This window comes from Pedobacter cryoconitis (assembly GCF_014200605.1).
GTDB classification, from domain to species: domain Bacteria; phylum Bacteroidota; class Bacteroidia; order Sphingobacteriales; family Sphingobacteriaceae; genus Pedobacter; species Pedobacter cryoconitis_B.
In genome coordinates this window covers 294,168-310,278 of sequence record NZ_JACHCE010000005.1, presented here as the reverse complement: position 1 = coordinate 310,278, position 16,111 = coordinate 294,168, and the positions used below count along the sequence as shown (strand labels likewise).

At 36.0% G+C, this 16,111-nt stretch carries 17 protein-coding genes; 8 read left to right on the top strand and 9 right to left on the bottom strand.

Translation table 11 applies throughout. The features are described from left to right. The 3 genes from HDE68_RS16955 to HDE68_RS16945 are packed head-to-tail and all read right to left on the bottom strand — an operon-like array spanning position 1 to position 4,167. The gene (locus tag HDE68_RS16955; protein ID WP_183883405.1) at positions 1-1,098 is read right to left on the bottom strand and encodes a PQQ-dependent sugar dehydrogenase; all 1,098 of its coding nucleotides are present in this window, start codon (positions 1,096-1,098) and stop codon (positions 1-3) included. 55 nt (positions 1,099-1,153) lie between these two features. Then, positions 1,154-3,526: an endonuclease MutS2 gene (locus HDE68_RS16950; RefSeq protein ID WP_183883404.1), complete on the bottom strand. Its 2,373-nt coding sequence runs from the start codon at positions 3,524-3,526 to the stop codon at positions 1,154-1,156. Between the two features lie 2 nt (positions 3,527-3,528). Further along, entirely contained in the window at positions 3,529-4,167 is a 639-nt protein-coding gene (locus tag HDE68_RS16945; protein ID WP_183883403.1) for a DUF4296 domain-containing protein, read from the bottom strand. Between the two features lie 71 nt (positions 4,168-4,238). On the opposite strand from HDE68_RS16945, the gene HDE68_RS16940 reads away from it, so the two are divergent. The 4 genes from HDE68_RS16940 to HDE68_RS16925 all read left to right on the top strand — a co-directional run bounded on the left by HDE68_RS16940 (position 4,239) and on the right by HDE68_RS16925 (position 7,913). Next, the gene (locus tag HDE68_RS16940) at positions 4,239-4,925 is read left to right on the top strand and encodes a YggS family pyridoxal phosphate-dependent enzyme (protein ID WP_183883402.1); all 687 of its coding nucleotides are present in this window, start codon (positions 4,239-4,241) and stop codon (positions 4,923-4,925) included. A 3-nt stretch (positions 4,926-4,928) separates the two neighbouring features. Continuing rightward, positions 4,929-5,387 carry a GNAT family N-acetyltransferase gene (locus HDE68_RS16935; RefSeq protein ID WP_183883401.1) on the top strand — a complete coding sequence of 153 codons (459 nt, stop codon included), beginning with the start codon at positions 4,929-4,931 and terminating at the stop codon, positions 5,385-5,387. A 77-nt stretch (positions 5,388-5,464) separates the two neighbouring features. Next, complete coding sequence (locus HDE68_RS16930; RefSeq protein WP_183883400.1) at positions 5,465-6,739, top strand: aspartate kinase; 1,275 nt, start codon at positions 5,465-5,467, stop codon at positions 6,737-6,739. Then, complete coding sequence (locus tag HDE68_RS16925) at positions 6,732-7,913, top strand: class I SAM-dependent methyltransferase (protein ID WP_183883399.1); 1,182 nt, start codon at positions 6,732-6,734, stop codon at positions 7,911-7,913. Before HDE68_RS16930 ends, HDE68_RS16925 begins: the two co-directional genes overlap by 8 nt. A gap of 93 nt (positions 7,914-8,006) precedes the next feature. Here HDE68_RS16925 and HDE68_RS16920 read toward each other — a convergent pair whose 3' ends face one another. From HDE68_RS16920 to HDE68_RS16910, 3 genes are all read right to left on the bottom strand, one after another. Continuing rightward, positions 8,007-8,204: a cold-shock protein gene (locus tag HDE68_RS16920; RefSeq protein ID WP_041879135.1), complete on the bottom strand. Its 198-nt coding sequence runs from the start codon at positions 8,202-8,204 to the stop codon at positions 8,007-8,009. A 79-nt stretch (positions 8,205-8,283) separates the two neighbouring features. Next, a complete protein-coding gene (locus HDE68_RS16915) occupies positions 8,284-8,919 on the bottom strand; it encodes a peroxiredoxin (RefSeq protein WP_111634795.1) in 636 nt (211 codons plus the stop codon). 106 nt (positions 8,920-9,025) lie between these two features. After that, positions 9,026-9,943 carry a DUF72 domain-containing protein gene (locus tag HDE68_RS16910; protein ID WP_183883398.1) on the bottom strand — a complete coding sequence of 306 codons (918 nt, stop codon included), beginning with the start codon at positions 9,941-9,943 and terminating at the stop codon, positions 9,026-9,028. 275 nt (positions 9,944-10,218) lie between these two features. On the opposite strand from HDE68_RS16910, the gene HDE68_RS16905 reads away from it, so the two are divergent. Further along, positions 10,219-10,986, top strand: coding sequence for a hypothetical protein (locus HDE68_RS16905; protein WP_183883397.1), 768 nt, complete (start codon positions 10,219-10,221; stop codon positions 10,984-10,986). A gap of 119 nt (positions 10,987-11,105) precedes the next feature. Here HDE68_RS16905 and HDE68_RS16900 read toward each other — a convergent pair whose 3' ends face one another. Beyond that, entirely contained in the window at positions 11,106-12,200 is a 1,095-nt protein-coding gene (locus HDE68_RS16900) for a S1C family serine protease (RefSeq protein ID WP_183883396.1), read from the bottom strand. Between the two features lie 7 nt (positions 12,201-12,207). Beyond that, entirely contained in the window at positions 12,208-12,774 is a 567-nt protein-coding gene (locus HDE68_RS16895) for an RNA polymerase sigma factor (protein ID WP_183883395.1), read from the bottom strand. 142 nt (positions 12,775-12,916) lie between these two features. Between HDE68_RS16895 and HDE68_RS16890 the strand changes: the two genes are divergently transcribed. The 3 genes from HDE68_RS16890 to HDE68_RS16880 all read left to right on the top strand — a co-directional run bounded on the left by HDE68_RS16890 (position 12,917) and on the right by HDE68_RS16880 (position 15,258). Continuing rightward, positions 12,917-13,138, top strand: a complete 222-nt coding sequence (locus tag HDE68_RS16890) for a hypothetical protein (RefSeq protein WP_068395604.1) — start codon at positions 12,917-12,919, stop codon at positions 13,136-13,138. 105 nt (positions 13,139-13,243) lie between these two features. After that, positions 13,244-14,590: an adenylosuccinate lyase gene (gene purB, locus HDE68_RS16885; protein ID WP_183883394.1), complete on the top strand. Its 1,347-nt coding sequence runs from the start codon at positions 13,244-13,246 to the stop codon at positions 14,588-14,590. A 116-nt stretch (positions 14,591-14,706) separates the two neighbouring features. Then, entirely contained in the window at positions 14,707-15,258 is a 552-nt protein-coding gene (locus tag HDE68_RS16880) for a NifU family protein (RefSeq protein WP_183883393.1), read from the top strand. Positions 15,259-15,314: 56 nt separating this feature from the next. Here HDE68_RS16880 and HDE68_RS16875 read toward each other — a convergent pair whose 3' ends face one another. Beyond that, entirely contained in the window at positions 15,315-16,109 is a 795-nt protein-coding gene (locus tag HDE68_RS16875) for an inositol monophosphatase family protein (RefSeq protein WP_183883392.1), read from the bottom strand. Positions 16,110-16,111: the final 2 nt, after the last annotated feature.

Sequence of the window (16,111 nt, the reverse complement as noted above, 5' to 3'; positions counted from 1 at the left end):
TTACCGGGCAGAGATTTCTATGATCTGATCATTTGTTCCATTACTGGTTGCTACATATACTTTTCCATCAGGCGATTGGCAGATTGCTCTTAATCTGCCAAACTGGTTTTGCAGAAAATCTTTTGTAGCAGTAATTTTAGTACCGCTTTCATCCAGTTTCAGTTGCAACAACCTTGTACCTTTAAGTGCAACCACCAGTAGGGAATTTTTCCACTGAGGAATATAATCAGAATTATAGTAAGTTAAACCAGAAGGAGCAATTGTTGGCGTCCAGGTCATCATTGGTTCGGCAACATCATTCAAAGCACAAAATGTTTTTTCTTCAGCTGTATTACACAAACCCTCTACATTTGGCCATCCGTAATTTCTGCCTTTCTGAATCAGGTTAATCTCATCATCATTATCAGGTCCATGTTCAGAAGAATAGAGTTTATTATTTGCAAGCACCAGGCCTTGTGGGTTTCGGTGACCATAAGTCCACAGCGGATTATTTGGCAAAGGATTATCAGATGGAACAGAACCATCCAGGTTCAATCTTAATATTTTACCCGAAAGACTGCCCGTATTCTGCGCCTGAGCAGCGGCATTGGCATCGCCTGTCGTAATCAATAACTTAAGATCCGGAGTAATCAGTAACCTGGAACCATTATGGTTGGAGGAAGCAGGAATTTGGTCCAGCAAAACTAAAGGCGAGGTTAATACGCCATTATTGAAAGTAAAACGAACTACTTTTCCTTTATAATTATTTCCAGAACCGTAGTCGTAAACCACATACAAATAAGGATTGGTACTAAATTGCGGGTGTAATGCCATGCCCAGTAATCCACCTTCGCCAATGCTGTTTACTTCGGTAATTGTATGTACTAAAGTAATTACCCCGTTCAGTGGATTCAACCTGCTGATTTTACCGGCTCTTTCAGTAAACCAGATGAAATTATCAGGCCCATATATAATTTCCCAGGGAAACTTCAAGGATTGAGTGAGTATCTCTGTCTTGATATCGGCATCAGGTAATGTGCCTGGATTATCATTATTTTGATTTTTTTCACATGCTGATAGAAAAAACAAAATAAAAATTGAAGTAAAGATTATTTTCATAGCAGGATGTTTATCTATTCAACAAGATAAACAATCCTGAATGAATTATGTTTAATTAATTGAAATACACATAAGTTATACCGTCTCCACCCCTATCTGCATGTTCATCTTCTACTCTGTTGACTTCACTATATTTCCGTAGATATTCTCTGATTAATTTTCTTAGAATACCATCACCTTTTCCATGAATCAGTTTAATAAATGGAAAACCCAGCATAATAGATTTGTCCATATATTTTTCCACTTCCTGGATTGCATTTTCTCCACGCATTCCACGCAGATCCAGTTCAGCCGTAAAATTACCAATAGCTTCAGATATACGGCCAGAGAATGAATTGCTCTGTACTACTTTTTTAGCTTGTTTATTACTGATCTTCTGTACACGGTCTTTCTTTACAACCGAACGCAGGTCACCCAATGCCAATACCAGGTTACCACGGTTAACTTCCATTACCTGCCCCATTGTTTCGGTATTGAGCAGCTGAACCCAATCACCAACCCCAATAGGTGTATTTGAAGGGACCACCTTTTCAGGTTTCTTTTCTTCTTTAACCTGGTGCTGGACCAGCACCTTTTGCAATGTTTGTCTTAATTGTTTGGTGCCTTCTTTATCAGCCTGATTTTCTTTAATACCAGCAATTGTATTTTCTACCAGCTTATTGGCGTTCTTAATGATCGTCTGCGCTTCAAGTTTCGCCTCTTTAATCAGGGTTTTCCTGTTTTCTTCCAGAAACTGCTGCAACTCTTCATTTTCCTTAACCAGGTTTTTCACTTTATTCTGCTGCAGGGATAACTGGATTTTAGTATCATAAATTTGCTTCTTCTCTCTTTCCAGATCAACTAACAAACTATCTATTCTATTCTGGTTCGTTCCGGTCTTTTCTCTCGCCAGAGCCAGTACTTCCTTTTGAAGACCAATATTCTGTGCAATTTCAAAAGCATAAGAACTTCCTGGTTTACCTATTTCCAGTACATATAAAGGCTTCATCTTATCGTTATCAAATAACATAGATGCATTTTCAAGTCCCGGAGTATTGCCGGCAAATAATTTCAGGTTAGAATAATGCGTAGTCATGACCCCTCTTACCTTTTTATTATTTAGCACTTCCAGTACAGCTTCTGCCATAGGCCCGCCAAACTGAGGATCAGTTCCAGTACCAAACTCATCAATCATCACCAATGATTTAGGTGTAGCATGAGCCACAAAATAACGCATTTTTGTTAAATGCGCACTATAAGTACTTAAGTCACTTTCTATACTTTGATCATCTCCGATATCAGCAAAGATATTATCGAATATACCTACCTCACTTGATTCGTGAGCAGGTATCAGCAAGCCCGATTGCAGCATGAGCTGTAGCAGCCCTACCGTTTTCATACAAACAGATTTTCCACCGGCATTCGGTCCTGAAACCAATACAATCCGTAAATTTTCATTCATATGAATATTCAGGGGGACCACTGTTTTCTTATCCTCTTTAAAAGATAAATATAACAGCGGGTGCGTTGCATTAATCAGTTTAATCCTCGGCTCAGCTACCAATACCGGCATATCTGCTTCTACTTCAATTGCAAACAGCGCTTTAGCCCTTACAAAATCCAGTTTGGTCAAAAAGCCATGATAAGAAAGCAGTAGCGGAGTAAATGGTCTTAAATCATCCGTAAGGGCAATTAAAATTCTGATAATCTCGCGTCTTTTATCAAATTCAAGATCTCTTATTTTATTATTCAGCGTAAATACGACTTCGGGTTCCATATACACAGTTTGCCCGCTTGCAGATTCATCATGAATGAAACCTTTTAGCTTACGCTTATTTTCTGCCAGAATAGGGATACACATTCTTCCATCACGAATGGTTAAACTTCCGTCTGCTACCCAGTTGCTGGCTACAGCCTGCTTATAAATAACATCCATACGTTTACGTACTTCCTGTTCCCCTTTAGCAATATCACCAATAATTTCCTGCAATTTAGACGAAGCATTTGGTTTGATTTTACCTTTAGCATCAAGAATCGTCTCTATTTTCTTAAGGATATTTTTTTCTACCGGCAAATGCTCAAAGAGCGCTTCCAGATTAGGATAAATATCTTTTCTCTCCTCAAAAAAACGCAATACTGAAAAAACAGTTTGTAAAGAAAGATAAATCTGGAATAACTCATCTTCCATCAGGTAGCTACCTTCTACCCTGATCTTTTCAGCGAGCGATTTAATATCAAAAAAAGTACTGATCTGTAATGGTTCCTGGTTTTCCAGGATATTTTTAAACTCTTTAGTTTGTCTTAAAAACTTATTAATCTGATCAAATTTATTCATCACCTGCATTTTGCTGACCATATATTGTCCCATCGGACTCAGGCAGTGTTTCAGGATCAGTTGTTTGACTTCAGAGAAGCCAAGTCTATCTAAACAATTATCGGGATATATCATTATTATTGAATCTTTTTAGCAGTACCGGCCTCATCTTCCTTTTTTAACGAAGCTTTCTGAGCCGCACCTGCTTTTAATTTTTTAGCCTCTGCTTTTTTCAGCTTTTTCAATTCAGCCACTTTAGCCAGGCTATCTTTTTTTATTTTTTTAACAGCATCTGCTTTAGTCTTCTTCACCAGGGCTTCTGCTTTGGCCAGACTATCTTTTTTAGCAGCGGCCTCTCTTACTACCCTTTGAGGGTCAGCTTTATCCAGGCTATCTTTTTTCGCCTTTCTGATGGCTTCAATTTTCTTTAATCTTTTTGCATTGAGTTTATCCTCTTTCTCTTTTGTCTTCTTTAGTTTGGCAGTAATCTTTTCATACATCACATTAAAAACATCAGGATGATCATAATAGTAATTCATACTCCTTGAATAAAGAGCAGAATCTATTTCAAACCGTTTATAAATACCTTTATAATAAGCAGCACTGGTGTTTTTAGCCGAATCAGGATCTGGAATAGTAGCAATATATCCATCCGCAATATGGACATCATATAAAACCTCTTCCATCTTGTCGGGTTGAATGATATTAGAAGGTATACCTGGCTTACATCCTCCAATGCTGATTAACAGCAGGCAAATGCACAAAAAGTTTTTCATTGTGTATAAAACATTATATTTTCCGTAGCTATTTGAGCTAAGGTTGTTAATTTTACCAAAAATACTGATAAATGAGCATAGCAGATAACTTATTAAAATATAAAAAGGAATTAGAAGGGGAAAACGTTGAATTAATTGCTGTATCAAAATTCAATGATGCAGAAGCAGTTTTAACAGCATACAATGCAGGACAGCGGATTTTCGGAGAAAATATAGTTCAGGAATTAGTAGAAAAGCAGGAAGCACTGCCTAAAGATATCGAATGGCACCTGATCGGACACCTGCAAACTAATAAAGTTAAATACATTGCCCCTTTTATCAAATTGATACAATCAGTTGACAGCATCAAACTTCTGGCTGAAATTAATAAACAAGCTGCAAAAAACGACAGGGTAATTGACTGTTTGCTACAGGTTTATATTGCTGATGAAGATACAAAATTTGGCCTGGATCATGCAGAAACTATTGAATTACTGAGATCCGAAGAATATCTTGCCATGAAAAACATCCGCATCACCGGGTTGATGGGTATTGCTACGAACAATGCAGTCGAAAAACAGACTAAAGATGAATTTCAGGAATTAAAGGTCTTTTTTGATGGTATTAAATTAAGCTTTTTCAGAAAAGAAGATTCATTCAAAGAGTTATCAATGGGTATGTCAGGCGATTATAAACTGGCTATAGAAGAAGGCAGTACTATGGTAAGAATAGGAAGTAGTATTTTTGGTGTCAGAAAAATCAAACATTATAAAGCATAATTAATGGATATTCAACTCAGATTTGCAGTACAAGAAGATTGTCCCCGTTTACTCGAGCTGATTAAAGAATTGGCTGAATATGAAAAGGCGCCTGAAGAAGTAACAGTTACTTTAGCCGAATTTGAAGAAGCCGGATTTGGAAAACAGCCAGTATGGAAAGCTTTTGTAGCAGAAGATGCTACAGGAATTCTTGGTTTTGCTCTATACTACACCAGGTACTCTACCTGGAAAGGCTGCCGGTTATATTTAGAAGACTTTATTGTTACAGAAAGTCAAAGAGGAAAAGGACTGGGCAAACTCTTGTTTGAAAGAGTAATGAAAGAAGCAAGAGATAAAAACTATAACGGGATGACCTGGCAGGTACTTGACTGGAATGAGCCTGCTATAAATTTCTATAAGAAATATGATGCGCAGATTGAAACAGGCTGGCTGAATACCTCCTTTAGTAAAGACCAGCTTTAAGTTCCAGGCGAAGTTCCTTTTGCTAAATCAAAAACATATTGGAGCCCGGCTCCATTTTAAAAAATTTTAAATAAAAAATGCAGGTATTTAAATTCGGGGGTGCTTCTGTCGTGAATGCAGAGGCAGTAAAGAATCTTGTTGCAATTATTCAGCAGGCTGAAAAAGAAAATCTGCTTATCGTGGTTTCTGCGATGGGCAAGATGACCAATAAATTAGAGCTGTTATCCAATGCTTATCTATCCGGGCAGCAAGATGCACATCAGTTACTGGATGAAATCAAAGCTTATCATTTTGACATCTTAAATGATCTTTTCAGTAATCATGGCCATCCTGTATTCAATGATATTGCAAATACTTTCGTAGAAATTGAATGGCTGCTGGAAGAAGAAGCAAGTGATGCACCTGATTATATCTATGATCAGATCGTTTCTATTGGTGAAGTTTTATCTACTAAAATTGTAGCTGCCTATTTAAATGAAAGCAAAGTACCAGCTCAATGGGCAGATGCAAGAAACTTCATTAAAACAGATAACACCTACCGCGAAGGAAAAGTAGAATGGGATAAAACAGAAATGGAAATTCAGCGGCACCTGGTTCCTTTGTTAAAGAAAAGCATTGTAGTAACGCAAGGGTTTATCGGAAGTACAAGTGAGAATTTCACCACAACACTTGGACGCGAAGGTTCAGACTACTCAGCAGCGATCTTCTGCTCCTGCCTGGATGCAAAATCATTGACCATATGGAAAGATGTACCAGGTGTATTAAATGCTGATCCTAAATGGTTTGATAAAACAGAACGCATTCCACAGCTTTCTTACCATGATGCAATTGAGCTAACCTATTACGGCGCTACAGTTATCCATCCAAAGACAATTAAACCATTACAGAACAAAAACATTCCTTTGTATGTAAAATCGTTCCTGCACCCAACAAGTGAGGGTACAGCAATCAATCACATCAACAGTGAATTACCAATACCTTCTTTTATTTTCAAAGTAAATCAGGTTCTGATTTCTATTTTACCAAAAGATTTTTCTTTCATCATTGAAGAAAACCTGAGTGATATTTTCAGCCTGTTTCACAAACATAAAGTAAAGGTAAATACCATGCTGAATTCAGCACTTAGTTTTTCTGTGAGTGTAGACCATGAAGAAGAAAAAATAAACCATCTGATTCAGGATTTATCTATCTTATATAAAGTAAAGTATAATAAAGGATTGGAATTAGTTACTATCCGTTATTATAACCAGGATACCATTAACAGGGTAATGGTAAACAAAGATGTTTTACTGGAGGTAAAAAGCCGTCATACCTGCCAGATTGTAATGAAAGATAAATCAACTATTGAATAAGCAACTCACAGACCAGTCCGTCCAGGATTATATCCATGGCAATTTAAATGCAGATGTGCATAAAATTGCCATGGGAAAAAGCCCTTTTCCAGGGATTACAGGAAAAGAACTGGCCAGCCAGATCGCTTCAAAAAAGAAGGCTTTAAAGAAACTGCCAACCTGGTTCAATACTGAACTGATTTATTATCCACCCTTGTTATCCGTTGAGCAATGCTCCTCTGAGCTTACCGCAGCCTATAAAGCAGGCATAGTTAAAGGGAATACACTCATTGACCTGACAGGCGGCTATGGCGTAGACAGCTATTATTTTTCAAAGCGAATGCAGCAGGTAACCCATTGCGAAATCAATGAAGAACTATCAGCTATTGCAAGTTATAACGGGGTTCTATTAAAGGAAGAAAATGTCACTTTTATATGTGCAGATGGTATTGAATTGCTAAAAGGCACAACACAGGAATTTGACAGTATCTATATTGATCCAGCCAGAAGAAGTAGTTCAGGAAAAGTGTTCATGCTGAAAGACTGTACACCCAATGTCGTAGAAAACCTTGATCTATTGTTAGCAAAAGCAAAACAAATACTCATTAAAACGGCTCCGCTCTTAGATCTCAGCGCAGGCTTGAAAGAGTTGAGAAATGTAGCTGAAATACATATTATCAGCGTTAAAAATGAGTGTAAGGAATTAATCTGGATTATAGAAAAAGATTTTGATGCAGCACCTAAAATCAATTGTACAACTTTAAATGCAAAACAAAAGCAGTTTAGTTTTGCCCTGGGCGAAGAAGGCTCTGCAGAATTAACTGACGCTATTATTCCTGGGCAATATTTATATGAACCTGATGTAGCCCTTTTGAAAAGCGGTGCTTTTAACCTGATTGCTGAAAGATATCAATTGCATAAATTCCATCATCAGACACAGTTATACACCTCTAATCTAGTTCATTCTGAATTTCCAGGAAGGATCTTTAAAATTGATGAGGTGATGTCTGCGGCAAAAATCAAGAAAGAAAAAAATCTCATTGGAAACGTGATTGTCAGAAACTACCCTGACAAGGCAGCTTCTTTAGTTGATAAATATCATATTAAGCCTGATGATACACAGTTTATCATCTTCACGCAAAGCAGTTCAGAAGGGAAAATCATTCTCAGGGCAACAATAATACAACACTACTAAAACAAAAGCCTTCCAATTTAAACTGTCCCCAAAATTCAGATAATATCAGGGATAGTTCAAATTGGAAGGCTTCAATCAATCTGTAAGATTGAATTATACCTTTTTAACGTTTACTGCCTGTAAACCTTTCTTTCCTTCAGTTACATCAAATTCAACGTTATCATTTTCCTGAAGACTCTCAATACCGCCTACAACATCCTTAAAATGGACAAAAATATCCTTGTTTCCTTCGTAGATTATAAATCCATAACCTTTCTGTGTGTTAAACCATTTTACTTTTCCGGTACTCATAATATTCAAGTATAAAAATTAATATTTCTTTAAATTATCAATTATATCAAATTTAAAGAAAAGCATCTAGTAATTAAAATTATTTATTAGGTTGAGGGGTAGTTCTCAGATAAGGTTTTATAACCTGATGACCTTTAGGGAATTTTGCCGGAATATCTTCTGTTTTAATACTATTCATAACCACTACATCATCTCCATCTTTCCAGTCGGCAGGTGTTGCCACACTATACTTAGCCGTAAGCTGCAAGGAATCAATAACTCTTAATACCTCAGTAAAGTTCCTTCCTGTCGAAGCAGGGTAAGTCAGCATCAGCTTAACCTTTTTATCAGGGGAAATCACAAACAGAGAACGTACAGTAAGCGTCTCAGAAGCATTAGGATGGATCATATCGTATAAATCAGCGATTTTCTTATCTTCATCCGCTATAATAGGGAACTCTACATTCGTATCCTGCGTTTCATTGATATCCTGTATCCACCCTTTGTGAGATTCAACAGAGTCAACGCTTAAAGCGATTACCTTAACATCTCTTTTCTCAAATTCACCCTTTAACGAAGCTGTACGACCCAATTCTGTGGTACAAACAGGGGTATAATCTGCCGGATGCGAAAAAATCACTCCCCAGCTATCGCCAAGAAATTCATAAAAATCGATATCACCAATTGATGTTTTAGCTTTAAAATTTGGAGCGGTATCTCCTATTCTGATACTCATAATCTTATTATTTTTTGATTTAAAATCTAACAATTATATCTAATGACAAACACTACTAATATAGTAGATATTTCAATATACTGCAATACTCAGAATTATAATGATCCTAATCAAACAATCTTGGCTGGAAAGATATTTCCGGAAGATTGATTCCCAATTGTTCGTTAAATACTTTAATTGCATAAGTAGCCAGCAAAGGTGTATCCAGTTCATCATGCTGATGCAGAAAGAAATAAATCTTTTGAAGTCCATTTTCCTGCCACAGCTTAAGCCTAGCACCCCATTCATCAATCCTGGCAAAATCACTCTTTTTATGGGCATGGCCATTACCAATAAACCGGATAAAGACTTCCGGAATAGTAACTTCCATATGCATCAGATCTCTTCTTCCGCTCACATCAGTAATTACAGCCCCTTTATTCGTTTCTCTGAAAAGCTGAAAGATATGCTGTCTGGTTACCGGATCAGCAAACCATTGTTCATGTCTCAGCTCCACAAATACTTTATATTCTTTTGGCAATGCCTTAATATAATCTTCCAGAACCGCCTTACTTTTTACACCGAAACTTTCACTGAGCTGTAGAAAACAAGGTCCCAGGTTCTCTCCAAATTCAGACATTATTTTAAAGTATTCTATTGTAGCCTGCTCTGCTCCAACTAATCTTTGATCGTGAGTGATAACTTTTGGGAATTTGGGACAAAATAAAAAATCACCAGGTGCATTATCCGAAGCCTGTTTTTTCCATTTACGTACAGACTCTACAGAAGGGATCTGATAATAAACAGCATTCAGTTCAATAGCATTAAAATGTTTAGCATATTCATTCAGAAAATCAGCTTCTTTAGTTTTAGGAGGATAAATTAACCCTACCCACTCCTTTCTGCCCCATTTCGCACAACCGATAAATACTTTTGCTTTTCCGGCATTTGCGCTATCCAGCACCCATTGTGTTTGTTCTCCATCCGCAGGCAATGTAAAATCTACATCCTTAACATTTTCTGAACTTACTTTTCCAAATTCCATCCTGACCGGCTTTAATAACGAAACCACTAAATAAGCATTATGTTTTATAAAAAACGCCTATCCCATCATATGTGTTAAAAATTATTTTCATTCCATACCAATAAATCTATTAAACGCTAATCTACTGTCTGACAGATAGACACATCAACAAAGAATGAATTACAGCCTGAGAAATAAAAAATAAAATATTAAATTAAATAAAAAACAACTCATAAACAATTTAATTATCTAATTTTGAATTTAATTTAATTATAAGAGAAATAAAAATGAAGAGAATGTTACTAATATCTTTAATGATATTAACAATTATTACAAGTTGTAAAAAAGAAAATGGACCTGTATCAAAAGAAACAACAAAAAAAACTACAGATCAACTACTTACAGACAGTCTAACAGTGCTAAGAAATGAATTTGGATTAGAACATGTCGATGTGATTCCTACAGGTGCTATTAAAATTGATTTTACCAGTGTAGCAGATGCAAAACAGTTTTTAACAGACATGGATAAATCTGAGGTTGAATTAGGTAATACCAAACCCCGTGTATCATCAAATAATGAACAATCTATCGATTATATTCCCAAGTTAACAAAAACAAATGATTTTGTAAGTAGCGGTAGTCATTCTTACAGTTTAGATATACCAAATGCAACATTAATTATAGGGAATAAAAGAATTAATTTATATGGTGGTTTTAACATATCAGGTAGTATAGATGGTGATGGCATTTTTGGGGTTGGTTGCTGCAGATACCAATTTAGCAGATTTCGCTCTGATAAAGTCACAGTAGATATGTATGGATTTACATTTGCGAGAACCTGGACAACTAGCTATGCTACTTTCAGACAACTATTGTCTGGTTCCGGTGATGCACAAATATCATTTAGCGGATCGATGTCATTTGTTCTTGTTGTGAAGGAAATTGGAGAAGTATACAGAAGAACTTATTCTGGTTTAGCAATTGCAAGTTTTGGCCCTTATGCTAAAGATACATTTAACAATGGAAACAATATGCCTTATCTAAAATTTGCAAGACTTTATTAATTCTTCTTTTTTATATTAAGCCATATCTATTTGGAGAAAAGGGAATGATATTATTTTGCATCAATAAAAAACCCCGGAACATCTATGATATTCCGGGGTTTTTCAAAAAAGCATTTCGCTTAATTATATACTTTGATCATATAGACATAGTTTTCAATTTTGTCTATCTGCTTAGTTCTGTTTAAACCTTGTAAAGGATTCTTTTTAGCAAATACAGCTTTCTTCCCCAGTGAATCCTGAGGGATCGCATTCAGGGCCTCCAGAATATATTTAGACTTAATGGCAAATGTAGCACCGTCCACCTGGTTTTCTTTAGCAGTGATCACACCGATAATATTTCCATAGTTATCCAGTAAAGGGCCACCACTATTTCCAGGATTGATTGGAATAGAAACCTGGTATTGTGTAGTATCACCTACATGACCAGTTTTTGAGCTGATATAACCTTCACCTAAAACTGCATCATCTTTAGGATACCCCAGTGTATAAACATTCTCGCCCATTCCAATACTATTTTTCTTTAGTTTATAAGGAATTGATGAAAGCGGGGTAAATGAGTCATCAGTAATTTTCAGAATGGCAATATCATACTGCGGATCACGGTAAACAACTTTAACCTTGAAAGACTCTCCTTTATTATTCTGCACATATACTGAATCTGCGTCTCTTACTACATGGTAGTTAGTACACAAATAACCATTGGCAGTTAAAGCAAATCCGGTACCACCAAATTTAGCTGCATTAATATGTCCTTTTTCAGCTTTAGGGCTTGAATTAATCGTTCTTACCAGTTTATTCTGATTGTTCTTGATATTGGTAATCTCTCTTCTCATCACTTCATAGGTACCATTTTGCATGGTATTATGCTGTATAGAATAGATAGAGAATATAGTTAAAAGGATAAACGACGCAGCAATAGCCATTGCAGATTTGTTCTTGCGCCACATATTGATAATGAACGATGGATGCGGTTTCAGTTGTTCACTTAACGAAGCTACATCAATACGTGCATGAGCTCTATCCATTTGCTCTTTTAAAGAAAGGACCTTACCATATTGCTTAATTGCATCCATAAAAACTTTATGTGCAACTACTTTATGATCAATTACAGGATCATTGGCACGCAGTTTTTCAAAAGCTTCTGCTTCTGCGGCTGTAAGTTTACCCTGGAGGTAATCTTCAATGATAGCATCTAATTCTATGTCGTTCCTCATACCGTAATTAAGATTGAAAAAAAAGTTTCTTTAATCTCTGCAGACATTTATATTTCTGAGTTTTGGCATTATCCGTATTGGTATAACCAAATTTCTCACAGATATCCTGCATGGAGAGATTATTAATATAAAAATCCTGAATAATAGTTTTGCAGGGTTCCCCCAGGTTCTGTAATGCCGAACCCATCTTCTCAAATTGAAGATCCTTCTCTTCATGGTATTCTAAATCTACTTCAACTGACACTATATCTTCAAAGTCAGAAACATTATTAGTTTTTTTGCTTTGCTGTGCAAGCTTTTTTAACCAGATGCGTCTGCAAACTGAGTATATATATGTCTTTAGTTTACTGCTTAACTCAAAATCTCCGCTCTTAATTTTATTATATAAAATAATAATTGCTTCCTGATAGACGTCTTTTGCATCATCTTCATCACCGTTATTATTCATAATAAACTGCAAAACCATCGGAAAATACCCGATGTACAGCTTATTAAGTGCATCTTCTGAGTTATTTAGTATCCCTAAAACTACCTCTCTATCTGTTGGAAATGAATCGCTTAACTTGTTACTCACCAATTAATACATTTATACGTGAATGGTAACCCAATATTAGGCAAAAAAATTATTTTAAATCTTTTTTTAAAATGGTGGGTTACCTTTTGATCATTGTGGTATTAATCTGTAAAATTAATTAATTATTTTAAACAGAATTCAAATGAAAAACTTATTCAAATTTGGCTTTTTAGCTTTAGCAATCTCTTTATCAGTAGCAGCTTGTAACTCAGAAAAAAAAGCTGGTGCAACTGACACTACAGTAACTGATTCTTCAGTAGTTACTACTGACGTTGATACTACAGTTAAAGATTCAACAGTTAAAGATACTGCAGTTAAAACTACTACAACTGAAGTTAAACCAGCTGCTGAAGCTAAAAAATAAGCTAGATAAAATCTACAAAAAGGCTTTGGTTCTCCAAAGCCTTTTTTTTGTGCCCGTAGGTTTGAGTAAAATGCTACCTTTGCATTTGTAAAAACATTCCTATACATGAATTTATCTCCTCTTCAAGCTATATCACCAGTTGATGGTCGTTATAGAAATACCACACAAAATTTAGCTAAATATTTTTCGGAATCGGCTTTAATTAAATATAGAGTATACGTTGAAATTGAATATTTCATCGCTTTATGTGAAACTGGTTTAACAGGTTTAAGCCATTTTGATAAAACAAATTACAGCAAACTCCGTAATATATTTGAGCAGTTTAGTGATGAAAATGCTCAGGAAATAAAAGAAACAGAAAAGATCACTAACCATGATGTTAAAGCTGTTGAATATTTTATCAAAAAACAATTTGATGATTTAGGTCTGGGGGACTTTAAAGAGTTTATCCATTTCGGCCTTACTTCACAGGATATCAATAATACAGCAATTCCATATACCTTTAAACTTGCACTTGAAGAAGAATATTATCCAAATATCCAGTTATTAATTGTTAAACTTCAGGAATTGGCTGCAGAATGGAAAGATGTTCCATTATTGGCACATACCCACGGCCAGCCAGCATCACCTACTAAACTGGGTAAAGAATTTTTAGTTTTTGCAGAGCGGTTAGAAATCCAGCTGAACAACCTGAAAAACATTCCTCACAGTGCTAAATTTGGCGGTGCTACAGGAAACTTTAATGCACATCATATCGCTTATCCAGGCATCAACTGGGTAGACTTCTCTAATCATTTCGTTAATACGGTATTAACTTTAAACCGCGCGCAACATACCACTCAAATTGAACATTATGATCAGTTTGCAGCACAGTGTGATGCCCTGAAAAGGATTAATACAATTATTATTGACCTTGACAGAGATATCTGGGCATATATCTCTAAAAATTATTTCAAGCAAAAAATCAAAGAAGGTGAAGTAGGATCATCTGCAATGCCTCATAAAGTAAACCCTATCGATTTCGAAAATGCAGAAGGTAATGCTGGCATAGCGAATGCACTCTTTGAATTTTTCGCTGCAAAACTACCAATTTCCCGTTTACAAAGAGATTTAACAGATTCTACTGTATTAAGGAATGTCGGTGTACCAATGGCTCATACTGCAATTTCAATTGCTTCTACTTTAAAAGGACTAAACAAGCTGCTGTTAAACAATGAAGTTATTGCTGCTGACCTGGAAAACAACTGGGCAGTAGTTGCCGAAGCGATTCAGACTGTACTCAGAAGAGAAGCTTACCCTAATCCTTATGAGGCTTTAAAAGATCTGACACGTACCAATCAGAAAATAACTGCACATACTATGGCAGATTTTATTGATGGTCTTCAAATCAATGAAGATTTAAAACAGGAACTTAAACAAATTACCCCGTTTAATTATACAGGCGTATTTTAAAGAACCCAAAATTCAAAAGAGGCCTTTAATACACAATAGTATATAATGACCTAAAACAGACATCGATATCTGTAATTGAATTACGAATTATTTATTTTTGTAAGAAAAAAGAGAGAATGACTATTAACGTATATACAGAACAAACGCCTAATCCTGCCACCATGAAGTTTATGGTTAATAAACTTCTGATTAACGGCAGCGAGGATTTCGCTACAAAAGAAAGTGCTGAGCACTCTCCTTTTGCAAAAGAATTATTCAAGTTTAATTTTGTTAGCGGCGTGTTTTTCGCAAGCAATTTCGTTACCGTTACAAAAACTGAAGATGCGGAATGGCCAGATATCGAACCTATTTTAAAAGAGTTTGTTAAAGGTGCTGTAGAATCAGAATATAAAATTAAAGAAGCAACTGCAGAAGAAGCACCTGCTTTTGAGGGATCTGATCTTGAAATCAAAATCCAGCAGATATTACATGATTACGTTCGTCCTGCTGTAGAACAGGATGGTGGTGCAATCAGTTATAAATCATTTGAAGAAGGTGTGGTTACTGTTGAACTTCGTGGTTCATGCAGCGGCTGTCCATCCTCTACAATCACTTTAAAATCTGGTATTCAGAACTTATTACAACGTATGGTTCCTGAAGTAAAAGAAGTAGTTTCAAACGCTTTATAAGCAGAAATTCATACTTTATATAAAAAGAGGTCTGTGATAAATTCACAGACCTCTTTTTAGTTTTCAAAATGTCTTTGAATAGCCTCCAGCATCTCTATATCTACCAAACCATTCGTAGCCAGAATTTGCCTGCGTTCAATAAATTCATCTCCCCCGCTAAAATTCATCACCTTACCCCCAGCCTGCTGAACAAGATAAGCTCCGCCAGCTACGTCATAAGAATTCAGGTTATATTCAAAAAACGCATCAAATCTGCCGCAAGCCACATAAGCCAGATCAACTGCCGCCGATCCTATTCTCCTTAAACCATGTGTTTTCTGCATGAGTTCGGCCAGTAATTTCATATACTGAGCCTGTTTATCAAACTCATAATAAGGGAAGCCAGTAGCCAGTAAAGAATCCGCAAGTGTATTTCTTTGTGAAACCCTTATAGGTTTATGATTCAGGTAAGCCGGTGCATCTTTATAACTATGGAACATCTCACCTCTGTTGATTTCATACACAACCCCTAATACAGGTTTATCTTCTTCATATAAAGCAATGCTGATCGAATAAGTTGGCACACCATGTATAAAGTTCGTTGTACCATCCAACGGATCAATAATCCAGTTATATGTTTTTCCTTTCGTATTTATCGTTTGTTCTTCGGTTGTAAAACCCGCATCTGGTATTAATTGATCCAGGTTTTCGACTATAATTTCTTCAGCAGTTTTATCTACATAAGAAACCAGGTCATTTAATCCTTTGAATTCAATAGCATTGGCATCAAAACGCATCGATTCCTTCCTTATAAAATTGCCTGCCAACCTTGCGATTGCAATAACCTGTGAACTCAGTAATTCGTAATTCAAAT

Bases quoted from the DNA above. Each gene is read 5' to 3' on its own strand.
- HDE68_RS16890 (WP_068395604.1), top strand. From the start codon at position 12,917: ATGAAAAACTTATTCAAATTTGGCTTTTTAGCTTTAGCAATCTCTTTA.
- HDE68_RS16950 (WP_183883404.1), bottom strand. From the start codon at position 3,526: ATGATATATCCCGATAATTGTTTAGATAGACTTGGCTTCTCTGAAGTC.
- HDE68_RS16905 (WP_183883397.1), top strand. From the start codon at position 10,219: ATGTTACTAATATCTTTAATGATATTAACAATTATTACAAGTTGTAAA.
- HDE68_RS16955 (WP_183883405.1), bottom strand. From the start codon at position 1,098: ATGAAAATAATCTTTACTTCAATTTTTATTTTGTTTTTTCTATCAGCA.
- HDE68_RS16930 (WP_183883400.1), top strand. From the start codon at position 5,465: ATGCAGGTATTTAAATTCGGGGGTGCTTCTGTCGTGAATGCAGAGGCA.
- HDE68_RS16880 (WP_183883393.1), top strand. From the start codon at position 14,707: ATGACTATTAACGTATATACAGAACAAACGCCTAATCCTGCCACCATG.
- HDE68_RS16910 (WP_183883398.1), bottom strand. From the start codon at position 9,943: ATGGAATTTGGAAAAGTAAGTTCAGAAAATGTTAAGGATGTAGATTTT.
- HDE68_RS16920 (WP_041879135.1), bottom strand. From the start codon at position 8,204: ATGAGTACCGGAAAAGTAAAATGGTTTAACACACAGAAAGGTTATGGA.
- purB (WP_183883394.1), top strand. From the start codon at position 13,244: ATGAATTTATCTCCTCTTCAAGCTATATCACCAGTTGATGGTCGTTAT.
- HDE68_RS16900 (WP_183883396.1), bottom strand. From the start codon at position 12,200: ATGAGGAACGACATAGAATTAGATGCTATCATTGAAGATTACCTCCAG.
- HDE68_RS16935 (WP_183883401.1), top strand. From the start codon at position 4,929: ATGGATATTCAACTCAGATTTGCAGTACAAGAAGATTGTCCCCGTTTA.
- HDE68_RS16945 (WP_183883403.1), bottom strand. From the start codon at position 4,167: ATGAAAAACTTTTTGTGCATTTGCCTGCTGTTAATCAGCATTGGAGGA.
- HDE68_RS16915 (WP_111634795.1), bottom strand. From the start codon at position 8,919: ATGAGTATCAGAATAGGAGATACCGCTCCAAATTTTAAAGCTAAAACA.
- HDE68_RS16940 (WP_183883402.1), top strand. From the start codon at position 4,239: ATGAGCATAGCAGATAACTTATTAAAATATAAAAAGGAATTAGAAGGG.